This window comes from bacterium (assembly GCA_037128595.1).
Taxonomy (GTDB): domain Bacteria; phylum Verrucomicrobiota; class Kiritimatiellia; order CAIKKV01; family CAITUY01; genus JAABPW01.
On record JBAXWB010000002.1, the window covers coordinates 188,183 to 205,461 of the forward strand.

Annotated in this window: 24 protein-coding genes; 11 read left to right on the forward strand and 13 right to left on the reverse strand. The window is 52.9% G+C overall.

Annotation, left to right across the window (positions count from 1 at the left end):
• Positions 1–28 precede the first annotated feature (28 nt).
• The gene (gene htpG / locus WCS52_01780; GenBank protein MEI6165900.1) at positions 29–1,867 is read right to left on the reverse strand and encodes a molecular chaperone HtpG; all 1,839 of its coding nucleotides are present in this window, start codon (positions 1,865–1,867) and stop codon (positions 29–31) included.
• 411 nt (positions 1,868–2,278) lie between these two features.
• Between htpG and WCS52_01785 the strand changes: the two genes are divergently transcribed.
• From WCS52_01785 to WCS52_01835, 11 genes are all read left to right on the forward strand, one after another.
• On the forward strand, positions 2,279–3,472 hold the full coding sequence (locus WCS52_01785; GenBank protein ID MEI6165901.1) for a tyrosine-type recombinase/integrase: 1,194 nt from the start codon (positions 2,279–2,281) through the stop codon (positions 3,470–3,472).
• Positions 3,473–3,714: 242 nt separating this feature from the next.
• The gene (locus tag WCS52_01790; GenBank protein MEI6165902.1) at positions 3,715–4,047 is read left to right on the forward strand and encodes a hypothetical protein; all 333 of its coding nucleotides are present in this window, start codon (positions 3,715–3,717) and stop codon (positions 4,045–4,047) included.
• Entirely contained in the window at positions 4,044–4,316 is a 273-nt protein-coding gene (locus WCS52_01795; protein MEI6165903.1) for a hypothetical protein, read from the forward strand. Before WCS52_01790 ends, WCS52_01795 begins: the two co-directional genes overlap by 4 nt.
• On the forward strand, positions 4,313–5,194 hold the full coding sequence (locus WCS52_01800; GenBank protein MEI6165904.1) for a DNA cytosine methyltransferase: 882 nt from the start codon (positions 4,313–4,315) through the stop codon (positions 5,192–5,194). The genes WCS52_01795 and WCS52_01800 overlap by 4 nt, the downstream gene beginning before the upstream one ends.
• A gap of 15 nt (positions 5,195–5,209) precedes the next feature.
• A complete protein-coding gene (locus WCS52_01805; GenBank protein MEI6165905.1) occupies positions 5,210–5,563 on the forward strand; it encodes a hypothetical protein in 354 nt (117 codons plus the stop codon).
• Entirely contained in the window at positions 5,560–5,880 is a 321-nt protein-coding gene (locus tag WCS52_01810) for a hypothetical protein (protein MEI6165906.1), read from the forward strand. Before WCS52_01805 ends, WCS52_01810 begins: the two co-directional genes overlap by 4 nt.
• A gap of 361 nt (positions 5,881–6,241) precedes the next feature.
• Entirely contained in the window at positions 6,242–6,544 is a 303-nt protein-coding gene (locus WCS52_01815) for a hypothetical protein (GenBank protein ID MEI6165907.1), read from the forward strand.
• On the forward strand, positions 6,541–6,822 hold the full coding sequence (locus WCS52_01820) for a hypothetical protein (GenBank protein ID MEI6165908.1): 282 nt from the start codon (positions 6,541–6,543) through the stop codon (positions 6,820–6,822). The genes WCS52_01815 and WCS52_01820 overlap by 4 nt, the downstream gene beginning before the upstream one ends.
• 181 nt (positions 6,823–7,003) lie before the next feature.
• Positions 7,004–7,189 (forward strand): hypothetical protein, encoded by a 186-nt coding sequence (locus tag WCS52_01825; GenBank protein ID MEI6165909.1) that lies wholly within the window; start codon positions 7,004–7,006, stop codon positions 7,187–7,189.
• A complete protein-coding gene (locus WCS52_01830; protein ID MEI6165910.1) occupies positions 7,182–7,469 on the forward strand; it encodes a hypothetical protein in 288 nt (95 codons plus the stop codon). Before WCS52_01825 ends, WCS52_01830 begins: the two co-directional genes overlap by 8 nt.
• Complete coding sequence (locus WCS52_01835; GenBank protein ID MEI6165911.1) at positions 7,466–7,630, forward strand: hypothetical protein; 165 nt, start codon at positions 7,466–7,468, stop codon at positions 7,628–7,630. The genes WCS52_01830 and WCS52_01835 overlap by 4 nt, the downstream gene beginning before the upstream one ends.
• A 210-nt stretch (positions 7,631–7,840) precedes the next feature.
• Here WCS52_01835 and WCS52_01840 read toward each other — a convergent pair whose 3' ends face one another.
• The 12 genes from WCS52_01840 to WCS52_01895 all read right to left on the reverse strand — a co-directional run bounded on the left by WCS52_01840 (position 7,841) and on the right by WCS52_01895 (position 17,279).
• The gene (locus WCS52_01840) at positions 7,841–8,386 is read right to left on the reverse strand and encodes a DUF1353 domain-containing protein (protein ID MEI6165912.1); all 546 of its coding nucleotides are present in this window, start codon (positions 8,384–8,386) and stop codon (positions 7,841–7,843) included.
• Positions 8,383–8,757: an HNH endonuclease signature motif containing protein gene (locus WCS52_01845; protein ID MEI6165913.1), complete on the reverse strand. Its 375-nt coding sequence runs from the start codon at positions 8,755–8,757 to the stop codon at positions 8,383–8,385. Before WCS52_01845 ends, WCS52_01840 begins: the two co-directional genes overlap by 4 nt.
• On the reverse strand, positions 8,754–9,011 hold the full coding sequence (locus tag WCS52_01850) for a hypothetical protein (protein MEI6165914.1): 258 nt from the start codon (positions 9,009–9,011) through the stop codon (positions 8,754–8,756). Before WCS52_01850 ends, WCS52_01845 begins: the two co-directional genes overlap by 4 nt.
• A gap of 13 nt (positions 9,012–9,024) precedes the next feature.
• Positions 9,025–9,723: a hypothetical protein gene (locus WCS52_01855; protein ID MEI6165915.1), complete on the reverse strand. Its 699-nt coding sequence runs from the start codon at positions 9,721–9,723 to the stop codon at positions 9,025–9,027.
• A 247-nt stretch (positions 9,724–9,970) separates the two neighbouring features.
• The gene (locus WCS52_01860; protein MEI6165916.1) at positions 9,971–10,627 is read right to left on the reverse strand and encodes a hypothetical protein; all 657 of its coding nucleotides are present in this window, start codon (positions 10,625–10,627) and stop codon (positions 9,971–9,973) included.
• 184 nt (positions 10,628–10,811) lie between these two features.
• Positions 10,812–11,057 carry a hypothetical protein gene (locus tag WCS52_01865; GenBank protein MEI6165917.1) on the reverse strand — a complete coding sequence of 82 codons (246 nt, stop codon included), beginning with the start codon at positions 11,055–11,057 and terminating at the stop codon, positions 10,812–10,814.
• The gene (locus tag WCS52_01870) at positions 11,054–11,491 is read right to left on the reverse strand and encodes a hypothetical protein (protein ID MEI6165918.1); all 438 of its coding nucleotides are present in this window, start codon (positions 11,489–11,491) and stop codon (positions 11,054–11,056) included. The genes WCS52_01865 and WCS52_01870 overlap by 4 nt, the downstream gene beginning before the upstream one ends.
• A complete protein-coding gene (locus WCS52_01875) occupies positions 11,488–12,174 on the reverse strand; it encodes a hypothetical protein (GenBank protein ID MEI6165919.1) in 687 nt (228 codons plus the stop codon). The genes WCS52_01870 and WCS52_01875 overlap by 4 nt, the downstream gene beginning before the upstream one ends.
• Entirely contained in the window at positions 12,171–12,986 is an 816-nt protein-coding gene (locus WCS52_01880; GenBank protein ID MEI6165920.1) for a hypothetical protein, read from the reverse strand. Before WCS52_01880 ends, WCS52_01875 begins: the two co-directional genes overlap by 4 nt.
• A complete protein-coding gene (locus tag WCS52_01885) occupies positions 12,986–13,306 on the reverse strand; it encodes a hypothetical protein (protein MEI6165921.1) in 321 nt (106 codons plus the stop codon). Before WCS52_01885 ends, WCS52_01880 begins: the two co-directional genes overlap by 1 nt.
• Positions 13,307–13,430: 124 nt before the next feature.
• Complete coding sequence (locus WCS52_01890) at positions 13,431–13,736, reverse strand: hypothetical protein (GenBank protein ID MEI6165922.1); 306 nt, start codon at positions 13,734–13,736, stop codon at positions 13,431–13,433.
• A 9-nt stretch (positions 13,737–13,745) separates the two neighbouring features.
• Positions 13,746–17,279 (reverse strand): hypothetical protein, encoded by a 3,534-nt coding sequence (locus WCS52_01895; GenBank protein ID MEI6165923.1) that lies wholly within the window; start codon positions 17,277–17,279, stop codon positions 13,746–13,748.

Consider the following 17,279-nt stretch of genomic DNA (forward strand, 5'->3'; position numbering starts at 1 on the left):
AACCTTGTGTAATATCAAATCCAACTATTTATGCGCCGGCTGCACCCAGGTCGCGGGACATCAAGGCGGCAATGCGGGCCGCAAAAACGGCCGGATTGTCGACTTTAGACCCTTCGGCCACATGCGCCAGGTCGCGCAGCAATTCGACACTTTCACCCAGCTTCGGGTTTTCCTTGTCGGCTTCATACATGGCCTGCACCGCAATCACCACCGGATGGGCCGGATTGAGCTCCAGCACGCGCTCCGTTTGAGGCACCGGCTGTCCCATGCGGCGCATCATGGCTTCAATGTGCGGGCTCATGCTGTACTCGTCGCCGACCAGACAGGCCGGACTTTCCTTCAACCGGGAGGAGATGCGAACCTCTTTCACGCCAGCCAGCTTTTCGCCGACAAACCCGAGAAAGCCTTCAAACTTTTTCTTTTCGTCCTTCAGGGCATCGGCATCACCCAGCTCACCCTTATTGGCCGCTTTAAACTTTTTACCTTTGTATTCGCCGAGTTGCGGCATCACGAATTCGTCGATCGGATCAAGCATGAAGAGGACTTCCTGTCCGCCCGCCTTGAAGCCTTCCAGAAAGGGTGAATTTTCAGCAATGCCGCGATGTTCAGCCGCGAGATAGATGATCTCTTTTTGTTCTTCTTTCATGTTTCCGACATAGTCGGCCAGCGAACGCATTTTACCGGCTTCAGTGGCGGTCGATTCAAACAGCAGCAAATCAGCAATTTTTTCGCGGTTTTCAAAGTCGTTCTGCAGTCCCTCTTTCAGCATGGGCCCGAACTCGGAATAGAAATTGAGATACTTGTCATAGCGCTGCGCCTTCATGTCGCCTAACGTTTTAAGAATCCGCGAGACCAGATTCCGGCGGATTTTATCCAAGCGCGGGTTTTCCTGGAGTATTTCGCGCGACACGTTCAGCGGCAGGTCGGCGGCATCCACGACGCCTTTCACAAAGCGCAGGTAGGGCGGCAGCAGGTTTTCAAATTCGTTGCTGATAAAGACCCGCTGAACATAAAGATTCAGGCGCGCCTTTTGGTCATTGGTCATCATCATGTCGAACGGCTTTTTCTCAGGAATAAAAAGCAGTGCCTTGAACTCAATGGCGCCTTCGGCGTTATAATGGATCACTTCCGCCGGGGCAGTGAAGTCGTGCGAGATATGCTTGTAAAACTCGCTGTATTCTTCCGCCGTGACATCACTCTTTGAGCGCAGCCAGATCGCTTTGCGGGTGTTGATGGTTTCCTCACCCATCACCACCGGATGCTCCACAAAGTCTGAGAATTTCTTGACCAGCGCACGAATCCGGAACTCTTCGAGATATTCCGCCGCGTCATCCTTGAGATGCAGCGTCACCATCGTGCCGCGTTTTTCACGGGTTCCTTCGGCGACCGTGAACGAGCCCGTTCCGGCGGAGGCCCAGCAGACCGCCGGGGCGCCGTGCATGCGGGATTCAACCGTGACGCGATCCGCCACCATGAACGAGGAATAAAACCCGACCCCGAACTGACCGATCAGTTCCGGATTCTCCTTGGCCCCGGACTCCTTGAGTTGCGCCAGAAACGCTTTGGTTCCCGAATGCGCAATGGTGCCCAGATTCCGGATCAGCGAGGCTTCATCCATCCCGATCCCGTTGTCGGAAACCGTCAGCGTTTTCGCCTCTTTATCCACCGCTATCGAGATCTTCCAGTCGCTGTCCCCATCGAGCAGACTGGTGTCGGTCAGCGCTTCAAACCGGATCTTATCGATGGCATCGCAGGCATTGCTGATCAGTTCGCGGAGGAACACCTCCCGGTGGGAATACAGCGAATGCGTAATCAGATGCAGCAGTTGCGAAAGTTCGGTTTTAAATTCCATGGTTTTTTCGCTCATATGCATATCTCCTATCCAAATAAAGGGGTGAATCACAAAATCACAAGTCCGGCAGAATAGAGAAAGCAGGCCAAAAATCCAGCACTTCTTTAGGCGGAGCAAAAGAAATGCCACCAGGACCAAAGGGGGGATTTCCGCCAAAGGCTCCAGTAAAAACCAATAAAACCTAATGTTTACAGCGTTTTTACTGGAGCCAGCTATCGGACTTGAACCGATGACCTGCTGATTACAAATCAGCCTAAGGCCCCTGAGTAAGAACGCAAAATATCAGAAAAATAAGGGTTTGGATACTGAAAACATTGAATGAAGTGAATATAGACAAAAATCTCATAAATGATATTCTCTGTAGGTCTCGCATACAAAAGAAGGCTTCAAAGCATACTAGGAAGCGTACTAAAATGGAGGTGATCCATGAAAGATGAAATCAAAGGGCATCTCTTCAAAAGAAAATATCTTGGGAAAAAGCAAATCCGGCTCAAGCCCGAGGACCCGTTAGAGGGAAAATTCTACATTCAATATGACATCAACCGGCGCCGCTATGTCGATTGCCTCAATACAACCGACTTAGAAAAGGCAAGACAACGATGGGCTGATAAAAAAGCCGACCTGATGTTTATTACTGATGAGGAAAAATATCTCCAACGCCTGATTGAATCCAACGAAAGCAAGATCCGCAAGTTACAGAAACTTCAAAGCGGCGGCGGCATGATCCTCATTAAGGATGCCTTCGATAAATTCAAGGAATCGAAATACCGGAAGAAGGCAACCAGCGAAAAGACCTTGAAGGGGTATAAGCAGCAATTTACCCGCTTTGCCAACTGGAGCCCTGGCACGGTCAAGACCATGCGGGACCTCACCCCCCGGATATGTGAACTCTATATCGACGATCTTGAGAAGCAGGAAAAGCCAAAGCTCAATGCGGAGACCGTGGATAAACATGTCGGATTGCTGGAAATGATATGGAATGTCCTGCTCCCCGATGAAAAGAACCCGTGGCGCGGCCTGCATTCGACCATGGACCACACTCAGGTTGGATACCGTAGGTTGACACTGGCAGAATGCAAAAGGCTCTACGAGGCGGCTGAGGGCGAATACAAAACGCTTGTGCTTCTAGGATTTGCCACCGGCCAACGGCTGATTGACTGCGCCACATTGGATTGGGATCAGGTCAACGTTAAAGACAAAATCATAGGCTTCACCCCGGCCAAGACCAAGAAGCGCAAAAATAAACTTGTGCTTATCCCCATGTCGAAACAACTATCCGAATTGCTCAGTCACAAGGGCACAGGGTATGTGATGCCCACCATTGCAGAAAAATACAATGCTGATGCCGCCAAGATTTCCGAGAAAGTCTCAGAGTTATTTGCCAAGGAGGGCGTGAAGGTGTTGGATAATGAGGAAGGCCACGCCAGCTTCCACTCGTTCAGGCATACCTTTGCATCCATGCTGGACGAAGCCGGGTGCCCCTTGCAGATCCGTGCCTATCTGACAAATCACTCTCTCCCTGGGCAAAAGGAACTGATGCCGGGAGTTACGGCGGTCTACAGTCATCCCGACATTGAGCCCATTCGCAAGTGGGTGTTGAAAATTATCCCTAAAATCTGATTTCCCCCAACAAATCAGGCGGTTCAATCGAAAAGTTGGAAGCATACTAAAGTATGCTTGACGGTTTATGCACCTTTGGTGTAGCTTCCCACGCAAATGGAAACACGCCTCATCAAACAATTTCGATGCAAACGGTGCGGTAACTGGTTTACCCCGAAGAAAGAACCCACCCCCGGCAAAGAAGGCCGTTGCGGTAAATGTAAATCACCATACTGGTGGCTTGAGCGAAGGAATAAGAAATCATGAGTGACATAAGAAACTGTCCAAACGTGAAGGAACTTGAGGCGGAACTGACTATCGCGGTAAAGCAGGTTGAAATCGCCCGCCGTGGATTTTCGGAAATCATCAACTGGTCGGGAGATCCAAGTGACGGGGACCCTTCTTTATTCTCGCATGAAACCTTGCAGGCTATGGATAAACTAGCTCCTGAACAGAAATGCCAATGGACCGAGGATGATACCTATTCGTGGGATACCGGCTGCGGTAATCGCCATCTGTTCAGTGAAGCCGGTCCATCAGAGAACAAGCACACATTCTGCCCATACTGCGGGAAACGGATTGAGGTGGTGAAGTGAATCTGAAAGAAGCGGTGCGACTCACCCAACAGGAGTCTGACTTTTGCTGTAATACCGACAAGCGTGAGCGTCTTGGAACCATTATTGATGCGCTCCATAAATCCCAAAAACGCGAGAAGGAATTCCGCAAGGCAATCATGTGGGCCTTGGGCGTCAATGGCGAATTCCCGGTGCGTACTGACGGCGCCGGTCCTTACTGGTGGCGCATGGAATTGATGCGTCGGGCCGGGGTATCCATTCAGGAGTTGAATAGGCAGGCAAAATCATGAACATCCTTGCCAACAGCTATTTTTCAGGCGCCGGGTTGATGGACTGCGGCCTTGAGCGCGGAGGCGTTCGTGTTCAGCAATCTTTCGAGATAGATGCTAAATGCTGTGAGACGCTCCGCCACAATTTCAGTCATGAAGTATCGGAAACAGACATCACTCAGAAGTTGGTGAGCAACGAGAAGGATTGTCACGTCATGGTTGCCACCTACCCATGCACGAAGTACAGCACGATTGCCGATATTCACGGCGCCCGGACCGGTGATGATCTTTTCTTGCACTTCTTCCGGCATGTTGCCATCAGGAAGCCAGAGATGTATGTCGTGGAGAACGTCCCCGGAATGCGCAAGTTCCCCGTGGTGATGGAGTCCATGACCAAATTACCTGAATACTACGTCCATGTGGTTTGCCCGGTGAAGTCTGAAATGTGGCTACCACAGAAGCGGAATCGCCTGATTATTATTGGCAGCAGGAAGCCTTTCTCGTGGCGTGAGCCCTCCCCGTCTGTCAGATGCACCCTGAGAGATATTCTTGAGGATGATCCACGCCCGGATATTCCTGATTATGTAGCCAAGCGCCTTGGCGGGGTCTACAGGGACATGCCCATCATCAGCGACCCGGCCAGAGGGGACCTCGCCCCTACCTGCGTCGCCCACTATGCCAAGGACGTATCTACGCGCCTTGTAGCTGATGCCCGGTTCCCAGGCGGCGCCAGACCTTACACCGTGCGTGAATATGCCAGGTTGCAGGGAGTGCCGGACAGCTTCACTTTCTCGGGCACCGACCGGGATGCCTATCGGCAGATAGGGAATGGTGTTTCTGTGCCGGTTGGCGAGTGGGTGGGTAATGAGATTGTCAGGTATTTCGAGAGTTTCAATTAAAGGAGAATTGAGAGAATGAAAATCAGAACAGGCAATATTAAAGAAAAGGATGTTGTGCGCATTCTGGAAACCCCGTGGTGGCCTCCAATGCTTTCAAGTGATGGACGTTATTATCGCCCTCAGGATGATTGCCCACCATCAGAAGGAAGTGGAATCGCTGTTTCCATTGGTTGCGATGGCGATGCGTGGGTTCAAACTTATCAGCCAATGATGCAATCATGCAGATATCGTGTGCCCATGTTCGGCGGCGGAATGAGCCCGCGAGTGCGACAGGCATTATTGATTTTGGCAATGGCAATCAAATTAGATAACGAGGAAAACCCTGTTTCATACGCAAAGGTGCCGGATGGTGAAGGGGGTAGAAAGTGAGCGGACCAACAGCAAACTCTTTATGCCGAATTAATTACCTAAAAGACCCCGCCACTCTTGATAAACTATTGGATGCTTTTGAAAACGACGGGATGCCTATGGGAAGTGATCGGTGGGCGGAACATTGTTTTTACCGATTCAAAGAACTTCGCGAAAAAGAGGATCAACTACGAATTTTAGAACACAATATTTCTAAGCTGATGAAGGATACCTGCTTGTCCCGGAGTGCAGAATCCGTGTGGCTAATTCTTCGGAAAAACCTCACCAAAGAATTTCAAGAACAAAAAGCCATAGAAGACTTAAAGGTGATGCCGTGAGCGAATTGAACCATCCACTTAATCCCAACGCCGTGACTTACTCGTCGAGCCAGGCAACAGAATGCGCCGTTTGCAGGGAACGGAAGCACACACCCTTACGCCGCGACGAAATGGGCGGCTATGTCTGCCTGACGTGCATTGACAAACGATTGGATAAGTTTGAGCTTCTACCGGACAATCCCTTTGACTCCCCAGTGAGATCCGGTTATTCCCGCGATGAGATTTACGAGCACGCCAAGACATTCATGGTTGAAACGTATGGCCCAGTCCGGGAAAGCCCCGACAAAGACAAGTGGCACGAGCGATTTGGATTCTTGCTGTCATTCCTGCATGACCGATTCCCAAGTAACGAGGTGAAATCATGAGACTGCACCTTGTTTTAACCCATCACTGGTTCGATGAAATTGCAGAAGGGCGTAAGTTTGTCGAATATCGCGCCCCGTCCGAACGATGGATGCGCCTAATTTACAGTAGGCGTTCAGAAATTATCCATGTGAGATTTGCGCGCGGCTACACAAAGCAGACCATGCTTTTCCCTGTGAGACTGATTGATATCGGGAAATGTCCATACGAAGGCTGGCAAGGTAATTTCATCAGAATCCATTTTGATGATCCAAATAACAGAGGCGTTAGAAGCAATGTAGTTCCAGAGGTGAAGGAATGAAAATATTTATCTGCAATAAGGCTGGAAGCTTAAAGTATTGCCGCGAGTGTCCAAGATCTGTCCCGATGGAGAGAACATTACTTCTGCGAATTTGTCCGCTGAATGAAGATCAGATTACAATGATCCGCTACCGTGCTCCTCTTGAGGTTGCAATGCTGAAAGAGATCGTCAGGATACGCGCCAGAATGAAAGGCGAGGTGTACTACTCTGAGCAATGGTGGGCGATGGATGCTACGGTTTCAGTGTTGTGGACGGTTCTTAAGGATGGGCGGGGATGACCACCATCCATAATGATGATTTCGATATGTGCTGCGGTTCTCGGCCCCATGTCTTTCAGAAGTGCCGTGATGGCGATGTCATGGTCAAGTGTGGAATATGCGGAGATAAGTTGACGGTCAAATCACAGGACGCTTTGAGCAGTCTGATGATCGAATGGAACAAACGGCAAAGGAGTAAGGCGTGAAAAAATGGTTCTCCAAATTCTGGAACTGTTACGTGTGGCGCTTCCATGACTGGACTTGCGCGGCGGCGGAAGGCATCCCTCCCACTACGAAACAGGTGTCCGATGGTATTGAAGGATTTTGGGATTACGCACGAATGTACTGCAAGCGGTGCGGGAAAGTGTCAAAGCTTAATCATGAATGAAATTCAGAAGATGGCTTGCCAGGCCGCACTGGAAAAGATGATCCGGGACGGCTATGTCTGCATCTGCACAATTGACAAGATCCTCAAAATCACCGGCGGGATACCGGACCGGAAAGACTACGAAGTTCTGCACGTCCTTCACTGCGTTCATTTCAGGGAGATGCCAAAAGACCTTTTGCGTGGTTTGCCGGTCATACTGGCCCGCGTCATCGGTTCCGAAGGGTTGATGTTTGATATAAGCACAGACTGCAAAACACTGTTACTTGATAGGGCAAAATGAAATTAATTGATTTGTTTACGGTCGGAGAAGCCATAGGTTTTACCGGATTAGTTTCCGGGCTCGCGTACATTGAGACCCACGGCGGCGGAGAACATCCCAACATGTGGATTCTGGTTGGCTTGTGGGTATTATTTGGATTCAACCGGGCGAAGGGAGCATGAACATAATCAACCCGTTTAATAATTTGAAGCTGATGAAGTCGGAAAACCTGCATGTTATTGACAGAGTTCAATGCAGGCGCCCTAAATCCAAAAAGAAACGAATACGGGACAAATGGACAAAACGACAGGAGAATTTCAGGCACGTCGAAAAGGATCAGTGTTTCATGGTCTATGGGATGTTGATTTGCTCTCCCAGCTTATTCAAGAAAATCACCGATAGCGTGATGAGGAATATCGAGTACGAGATGTTGTGTGGACCTCAACTTTCGTACGAGCAGTCGATACCGATTCATCCGTATGCCGATCCCACGCTACGAAGCCCCATTCACGAACAGCCTTCCAGACAGCAAGCGCCTTTTCCGGGGCCATTCCATCGTTAAGACAGGCGGCATAGAGGATTGAGTCAGCCGTCTGCCGGTCGAGTAATTCGCTGGCGTAAATAGCGTCATGAATCAAGGCCCCCCGGATGATTGCCGGTGAGTCACGCGTCAGGCCCAGCGGCGCCGCCAGCACTTCAGGGATACTCGCCCCGTCAGTTTTGAACCCTTCTTTAATAGTCACCGTGTAGGTCACGCCGGACACGGTTACAGAGGTTTTGCAGTTGTTCGTCAGCGTCCACTCATTGATGCCAGAATTCCACAGCGGAAGATTGGCGGGAGGCACGTCAGGCTGAAATGACATGATGGCTGCCAGCCAAATACCAAACGCCCCAAGCGTTCCTATAATCGCTTTGCGGTATTTCTGCCACGATTTCACGGCTTGTTCTCCTTGATCTTCCGGTCCTTCAGCCATTCCCGTAGGTCGTCGGTATACTTCCCAAAGTCTCCGGGGTGGCATACCCACATGTGGCAATTCCGGCATACCAGAATGAAGTTATCCGGGTTCGCCGCCTGCTCCGGGAATGCTTCTCGGGGGTGAATATGATGGATCTCTAAAACCCGGTCCGCCGCCGCTGGCTTCCCGCATACCTCGCACCGGGAGGGGTGGGCCTGCCTGTAGGCGGTCATTGCGTGCTGAACCTGCGCCGGTGTCGGAACTGGTCGCGGAACGGCTTCTTGACGCGGTAGAGACTGGCACCCGGTCAAGAGCGCCAGCATCACCGCGAATATGGAGACACAACGAATCATTTTTGTTTCGGGGGCTCCTCATTCCGGGCCTTCTCCACCTTGGCATTCCATTCTTTGGTTGCCTTGTTGCTGCTCACAACGGCAAAAACAATCAGCACAATGGCCGGAAGGGGTTGCGCCCAAAACCGGGCGTTCTCCTCCGGGTACTGGGACGCCATCCCGGAACCCAGCAAAATGCCCGCCGCCAGCATGGCGATGTACCGGGCTTTTTTTCCCTTGATTTGCGTCAAAACGAATTCAATTAGCTGCTTCATAATGTTCCTTTCATCAGTGAGTTATGATTTTCTTCCACCCGTCCCACTGTTCCCAGCCTTCGGGCTCCTGAACGTAATACTTCGCGTCTTCAAGACCCGTGAGGCTGTCATAACTTTCCGACATGATGAATAACCCGTTCCAAGCGAACTTTGGACCCCATGAGTTTTGATCCTGCCAGAAGTTATAATTCCCCTGGGTGAGTCGGGACGCGTCAATCGTTGCGTGCCCGGCGGTTCCATCAGCGCCCGGCCCCTCGTAGACCTGTCCATTATCCGGGCTCGTGCCGTGATTGACCCAGCCCGACACGTCCCGCCCGTCGATGAAGGGCGTCCGCTCGAACTGGGGTGAATACATGGCCTCACTCCGGGAGATGGTCATCAGCATGGAACCGGGGGCGAATACTCCCAAGTCCAGCGCGGCCTGAAACGCCTCCGGGATGTAAAGCCCGCCGTCCATGTCCCCGTCATAGAACATCTTCCGGGCGCGTGCCCAAATGGCGTCACCGTCAATCTGGTCGAACGTCTTCAAGGTATCCTTACCCACAAACCGGCGAAGCATGATTTCCTTGAAATTGCCCAGGGCGTGCCCGGCGCAAGATGGTCCGTTCTGGTTTTCAGAGGGGACACACCACGGCACCCATGTAAACGGCACACACGGCACGAAAGCTTCTGCTTCCATTCGCCGGGGAGCGCGGGGGGACATTGCCTTCATCCCCTTCCATTCTTTGTTTTGCCACCATTGATTTTTCATATTGTTCACCAGTGCGGTACGGGAATTGCGTTTGTTCCAGCTTTAGGAGCCCCTTGATAGGGCCAGTCATCACTGACAGAGGTTGACTTACAACCTGAAAGAGTTCCCGCAACGGCCATCCCAATAACCAGCCAAACGGCCAATTTAACCGGGATAGAAGGAACAGGGCTAAATCTGCGGCCATTACGGGAATTGTTTGTCATGCGCTTCATTGGACAATCCTTTCAATCGCATTGGTTTGGGGGGATTGCGTTCGGGATTTGTTCTGTTTGTGGAGCCCAACGCCAAGCGCGGTCGTGATCGCAACGGCTGCTACGATAACGCAATAGCCGAACAGAATCAGGCCAGCATTGGGGGCCTTGTGGCATACGGCAATGATGTACCGCCGCGTGTGGTTGTAAGGTGTCTTATTGCCCTTGGTTATGAATCTGATGTTCTCAGGGGTATCCCCGTTGTGCATCTCGTAATCTGCGAATCCAAGCACCTCAATATTCTGCCCGTTCTTCGTGAAGTTCTCGGCAATCAGGGTCCCATTGCTCTTGGAGCCTTCAAGCCGGACATGGCCTTCACCCAGGGAAGATAACATCCACCAGCCCCGGCATGACGGGCGATACACGGCGTACCGGATAAGAAGCCCGGTAGACGGCTCGATGTGGCACTCCTCATAGTGGGCATTGGCGGAAACACTGGCCTCCGTGTATCCGGCGGGATCTTCCAAGTCGCCCGTGACAACCACCGGCGCGGGGGGGGGCGTCGGAACCGGAACCGGCGTAGGAACCGGGGTGGGCTCAGTCTTCTTCTTGCTTTTCTGATACGCATCCAACGCCTTCACGATCAAGTCACTCAGTCTCTGCCAGATAGTCATTATTTTATACTCCTGATTATTACCACCGTTATACACACCACAAACGCCGTCCAAAACATGCACGTCCCCAGCAATCCAGACCGGGCGAACCTGTCACCTGCCCCCGGATTGCTCGACATTCCCCCGACAAACACCGCGAAAGAACTGACGAGCGTCAGGACAAAAAACAAAAGGGCCAGCGCCTTCATCGTTCTATCCTCACTGACTCAGCCGGGACACGTACACTCACCCGTTTGCCGTCCGCCGTGGTGAGAGGAATTGAAACTGTGTCGCCGCCCTGGGGAGAAAGGGACTGCGTGACTGTATTGTTGTCGCCGTTGATTTTAAGGTTGTTACACCGCGAGCCGTGGAACCATGACACCACAACCAGCGTCAGGCTGTAGACGATTGCCAGCGTAATAGGGTCCGAAAATCCTGATTTCCTACTCACAACACACCTCCTACTTTTGCGGCCAGAAACGCCAGCCATGACACCGTTGCCATGCCGGATACAATCAGAACGGTAGAGGGTTTCCCCTGCGCCTTGACGCCATGCCCCTGAATGACCGTCAATCCGGCGTCACAGGTATTCCCACCGCTTTCCTTCGCAATCACCAGCGGGCAATTCTTCGTGTGGGTTTCGAGGGAGTCATTCAGGATGCTCCTGAAGTCACTCGGACGGTGAAGGGCATCACGGGCAATACAAATTCCGAATGACACCATGGCCTCAGTCAATGCCTGAATCTTATCCGGGGCACCATTGGCCGCGTGCCCGGTAGCAATCAGCATGTCAGTGAGTGCGTCCTTATGGCCCTGTCCAAGATCCTTGGAGCCCTGAACCTGTTCGCGCATAACTTTGATCTTCTCCTGTTCAACGGTGCTCATGCTGCCTTCCTTTTCATGGCCCGGCGATGGGCGGTAGTGGGTTCGAGGTAAAAGCCTATGCCGTGTACTCGTTTGATGTTGATACCGATCTTACGTCCCAGCATTGATTTGAAAGTGTCGATTGATCTCCCCGCTATGCGAGACACCTGGGTATCAAGAATCATCAGCGGGACTACTGCGCCAAGATCCGCACAAAGGAGGGCCAGCATTCTCAATTCTTGATTGGTTAGTTTGATCGTTTTACCGTTTTTAATGACAACACACCGGTTGAAATCTGCGACAGACACGCCAAGATCAACTCGGGCGGGTACCATTGATCTCAGGAAATACCAGTCCATTCGCGTGATAACCACTTGATTAGCGGCATAAAGCAAGATGGGGTTTACAGTCGGATTGTTAGGTCCATTATCATTCATTCTGATCTTCTTGCGATCTTCCGGAATGATGGTCTCAGATGCCGGCATTTTCGCCAGGGGATAGGTAATGCCTTTTGATCCGATGACGTGTTGCGTCGTGATGGCGTCCTTTCCCTGCTCTTTCCGCCGCTTACATGCCGGGCATACCCGCGTATCGTCGGACCCATTCCGGACAGAGAACAGGCGGGAACAAGTCCAGCATAAGCGCTGTACGACCGGGGCGCGGTCGGTACTTATACATTCGACTAGTTCCATTATGTCCATCATGGGTCCACCGTAAATACTGCGGAATACCCGTGTATCCGTTGGTCATAGACTGAAATCAATACCAGCCTCATGGCGTCCGCCTCAGGTACGTTGAGGCTGATGGTCTTGGAATTAACGCCGTCCACACAGTTGCTAATCGTTGTGATCCAATGAGTCATATCAACGCCTGAACTGTCCGGTGTCATCCAGTAGAGATTCATGACTGGTCCAGCCCCCAGTTGTCGCCATGTAATAACCGTCCCGTTGCCCTGCCACTGGATAGATCCTCCTGCGGGGGCGGTCATGACTGCCCCGCCAATCGTGAATATATCAGTATGGGGATATTCACCGTCGGGGAGGTCGTAAGGTCTCCGCGGGGATCTGGCGGGCCATGTGCCTCCGTCCAGAGTCGTGGCACGAATCATGGCATTGGTTGTCATCAGATTGTAATCCTGGGGCGGGCTCCATTGGAAATCGCAATGGATACGGGCTTCATCGAATTGGACGCCGTAACCTATGCGCCGGTTCCAGTTCGATCCACCATCAAGGGATAGTTCCAGGTGAAACCGCTTGGAGGGCCACTTATTGGTGCTGATGTCATTGTAGGCCGCCATTCCTACCGGGCTATTGGTGTCCATACATGCGGTGTTCGTAATGGCGAAAATCGGGACGGTGTACACGTTCCCGTTCGGGTCATCGCCCCGGATGATGACGGCATTCTCGCCATTGGCTTGCGGAACACCAATCTGAAAGCGTGCCGGAATGATAGAGGGCGGGGGAGTGGTGGCGCATCCCCCGAATACCAGCATCATGACTATCCAGCATTTACGCATTATTTACCGGCTCCCATGGGTTTTCCGTCATCACCCATTTTGGCAAGCATGAGGTGTCCATTATTAGAAAAAAGCCAGAGTTTTCGCGGCCAGCGTTCCATCAGGGAATTGAGACGAGCAACGGCCTTTCGTTCATCTTCCGTAAGGGTAACGCCCGCCGGTACCGTAATGGCTTCCTCGGTCCGGATGCGGTAGGCTACGGGCTTTTCAGAGCGCACCTGTAATGCAGGCCCGATGCCATCGACGCCCGGCTTGCCTTCCGGTCCTGAGGGGCATTGACTGAAGGCGGCATAGGCCACAATGAAAATCAAAACCAACATCACAGATATTTTCCGCAGTTGCCGACATTCGGCGGCAGGAACAGCATGAAAACAGAGGCAAAGTTTATTCCCACTCGGGAAGTCTTTGTCCTTGGCTGTACCCCTGCGGAAATAGTTGAACGGATTACGCATTCGGCTGCGCTCCAATCAGTTCGTACAACCGTTCCATCGCCCGGACCAGACCGGCATCAAGTCGGACGGTGATTTCAGGATGGGCGGCCATCACGGCATTGATTTCTTCATCCGTGATCGTACATTGCGGAATGCGAATCAATCCCTCAGCGGTCTTGAAGATCAGGGGAATAGGCTGACCGTCCACGATTCCGAACACGTCAGCGGTGTACTGCGTGCCGTCATATTTGACATTTTCAATCAGGACAGCCTCATAGCTGTAGTTCGATGCAATCGGTGTTGGAAGTGCGTATTTCATAGTTTCTCCTTATAAAATTATGATGTTTGTGACGTAGCCGCTCTGGAACTGATAGACGTTGGTACGCCCCCCGATGCCGAGGTTTGTCGAGTTACCGCTCGGCCAGTTGGTCGAAAAGATGTTGCGCCCGAATGCCTGAATGCCGCCATTGGTAGCCGTGATGGTTGCCATCAATGCCCCTCCCGTCGCGTAGAAACTCACGGCCCCATTGTTAGTGAGGCTGAGATTGCCCACCGTCGTCCGACCCAGCGCCTTGATGTCACCACTGGCACCGGTGAGCGTCAGGAGGTTTGTAGCGACTGCCCCGTAAAACGTAAGGTTTCCTGAGTTGGTGATGACGGTGTTCCACATTGTGATCAGGGGCGTCGTGCCAGAATCGACAGAGAATACGGCCTGACTTGAGGCGTTGTAAATCTGCATCCCCTGATAGTTTACCCCGAACCGCAAGCCGGTCTGGTAAGGGTCCCATAGGCGTAGGCCATAAGTGGAGTTGAGCATCCAGACCAAATTTCCCCCGGTAAATTTGCAGGAAACCGCGTCAAGGCTTAATGATCCAAACCCAAGAATCGGCATCTGGCTGGGGCCGTCGTAGGTCGTGACGCCATTCAAATCCAGCATCGTCCGGTTGCGGCCTAATTCGTCCTTGATATAAACCTCAGTACCCGAGGTTAAACGGATGATCCCGCCAGCATTCTTGTAGGTCATTCCGGTGGTATCCAAGCGTGTGCGGGTGGTGCTCAGGGTGTCCTTTACGTCGATTCCTCCCGGTGTCACGGTCATATTCGATAGGGTAAGCACGCTGAAATTCATGTTTGTATTCCATGCTCTGAAGAGGGGTTCCGGGTATCCGGTTGCGCCGGAGATGTCTCCGAGGTGTTTACCGTCAAACGCGGCGTTCGTGGTCATCAGCTTGATTCCGCCATCCCATAACAGGCCCACTTCAGACCCCGCCACAGACCAGCCGGCAATCGTATGCCCGTTATACCCACGGTCATAAAGTCCCCACTCGTTGGTATGCCCCTGAAAGGTCAGGCTGGGAGCCAGACGGGTTCCGCCCCATAACCGGACGTTGCAGGAAAGGTCCTCTTCGTACATTTGCAACGTGCCCTTGATCATGGTGATTCCATTGGAGTCAATGCGCGTAACGTTCTGGCCTCCAACCTTCTGGAACAGGGCGTTCGTGCTGATCAAGTCTGCATCCCATACGGCGGGCAGATTCGTCATACCTGGTCCAATCGGACCTTGGGGACCGGGCGGTATGACGATATCCAGGATAACATTTGTCGAGTTGCCCGTATTCGTCACGGCGGCGGTGGTGCCGGTGGTGACATTCCCGATATTGATTGTCGGGGAAATTCCGGGCAAACCATCCCGTCCAATAACGCCATCCTGACCAGGAAGTCCATCACGACCGTCACGGCCATCAGTCCCGTCACGGCCCGCCGCTCCATTGGTGCCGCTGAGTCCATCACGACCGTCACGGCCGACAGTTCCGTCCCAATAATCTACCCCTTTTACCGGGGTGTATCCCGGCACGCCCTGGTCACCTTTCGCCGCCCCCACAAACACCGTTACCTGAGTATTCGTACCATCTTTCCCCGCCGGTCCCCTTTCTCCCACCGGCCACGAGGTCTTAGTGATTCCCCCGAGGGTGATAGCCGGGACTGTCAGGGGGACGGTGACAACCAGACCATTGACGTTTGTGCTCGCCTGAACCGCCCGGAAGTAGGCCGTTGGCCAGACACTACTGAAGGTCATGACGTAGGACCCGTTCGTTTTGGTCGGGTAGGTAGACGTTGCGTTCGTGATTTCGATCCAGTTCCCGGCGGTCAGGTCGGTTGTGTATTCGATCCACGGCTTTGACGTGACCGTGTTTGTGGATACCCGGACAGTCATGAGCGGTCCGGGGGTGAATCCGGCAATCGAAAGGAGCCGGTTCGACATGGAGACATAGAGGATATCCTTGCCGTTGTAGGATAGGGCGAAATAGTTTCCGCTGCCCAGCATCGACCATTGATTGTCCAAATAGACCCGGCGCCCGCCCATGTTCACACCGTCAATCTTGTTCCCGGCCCCGTTGGCGTCATAGTCTGCCCACCGGCTCGGCGTCATGCTGCCGAAAACTTCGTCAATCCGTTCCTGCATGGTGCGCAGATTCACGGGGTCAAGTTCCCCGGCGGGATCGTCAACCGTGACATGCGTCCCCTCAAACGAGTTTGTTGTCCCGCACAGACCGGGGGCCCCCCATGTCCACACCACAAGATTGCTCAGGGAAATGGATACCGGGCCTTCCTCGCCGATGCTTGGAATATCAGCCGTCTCATTCCCAATCGAGCGCACGGAATAGATATCACCGGCGGAAAGCAGGCCGTGCGTGTTCGTCACCCATGCCCAGGTATCAATCAAGTCAGTCAGGCCCATGCCAATGTGAGTCGAGTGAGAGTATTCCCAGCGGGCAATAGGGACCGTCGAGACAACCGTAATCATCCCCGTGGGCGTCAGGGTGGCCGTGCTGCCGTCCCATGTCCCATTGGAGACCGTTACGGTGTAGTTGGTGGTAACGTACCGGCCATTCACGCGGGCCACGCCACTGGTCAATAGGTACTGAATCCCGCCCTCAATCGCCGGGGTTCCCCAGTAAGGCCGCCCGGTGGCCGTGTTGATGTAAAGGATCTGACCGTTCGCGCCGGGATTCGAGGCAGAACGCATAACGCCGCCGTGGGCATCCGTGGTTTGTCCTATGTGGCTTGAGAAGGCGTCAAGGGCCGTGGTGGAGGTAATGACCTCCTTGACCGCCCGCACGTCATATTCCCCCATGGTGGGCACGTCGTAAACGTCCCCATTGGCATAGTCAACAAGGTAGGCGTTTCCGGGCGTCGTGATCGTGCCAGACCAGTAATAACCCACATTGGGATTCCAGCCGGGGGAGGTCAACACCATGGCGACAAGTTCATCCCTCGTCGGCAATCGTCCGCCCCATGCCGCTGCCTGATTGGTTGCGTAATCAAAGTCCCCGCCGTCCAGTTCATCCGACCATACCAGGTTCGTGGTGTAGCTGATAATCAAGTCGCTGGCCTGAACCGGGGCATAGTAGGGCCGCCCGGATTCCGAATACCGCAGAGACCAGCCCGTCAAGGCCGTGTTCGTCGGTGAAAGAACCGTGCCCCCGTGGGCGCTGGCGTTCGTTTCATGGTCATGGAACTCAGCGGAAACATACTCAGCGGACCCGGTTGACGGAGTGACAACAATGTGGGCCGTCCTATTCGACATGGTGACAGTTGCCCCGGTAGCCGTGATGTTTGTCAGGGATGCCCTGTCAGTGGCGTTGCTCTGGATCTCATCAGAGAGCATACTTTTGTATGCTTCTAGGAGCACGGCAGAAGCCAAGTCATTGCTTTTGGCGAACCCCGCTGGATACAAGATTTGAAGCGTATCACGATCTACGGTGACGTTCCCTTGACCATGCGCCATCGGGCACAACGCAAGAAGAACAATCGCGATGAACAGGAAATTCATGCGTGAATTTATATTCCGAATATTCAT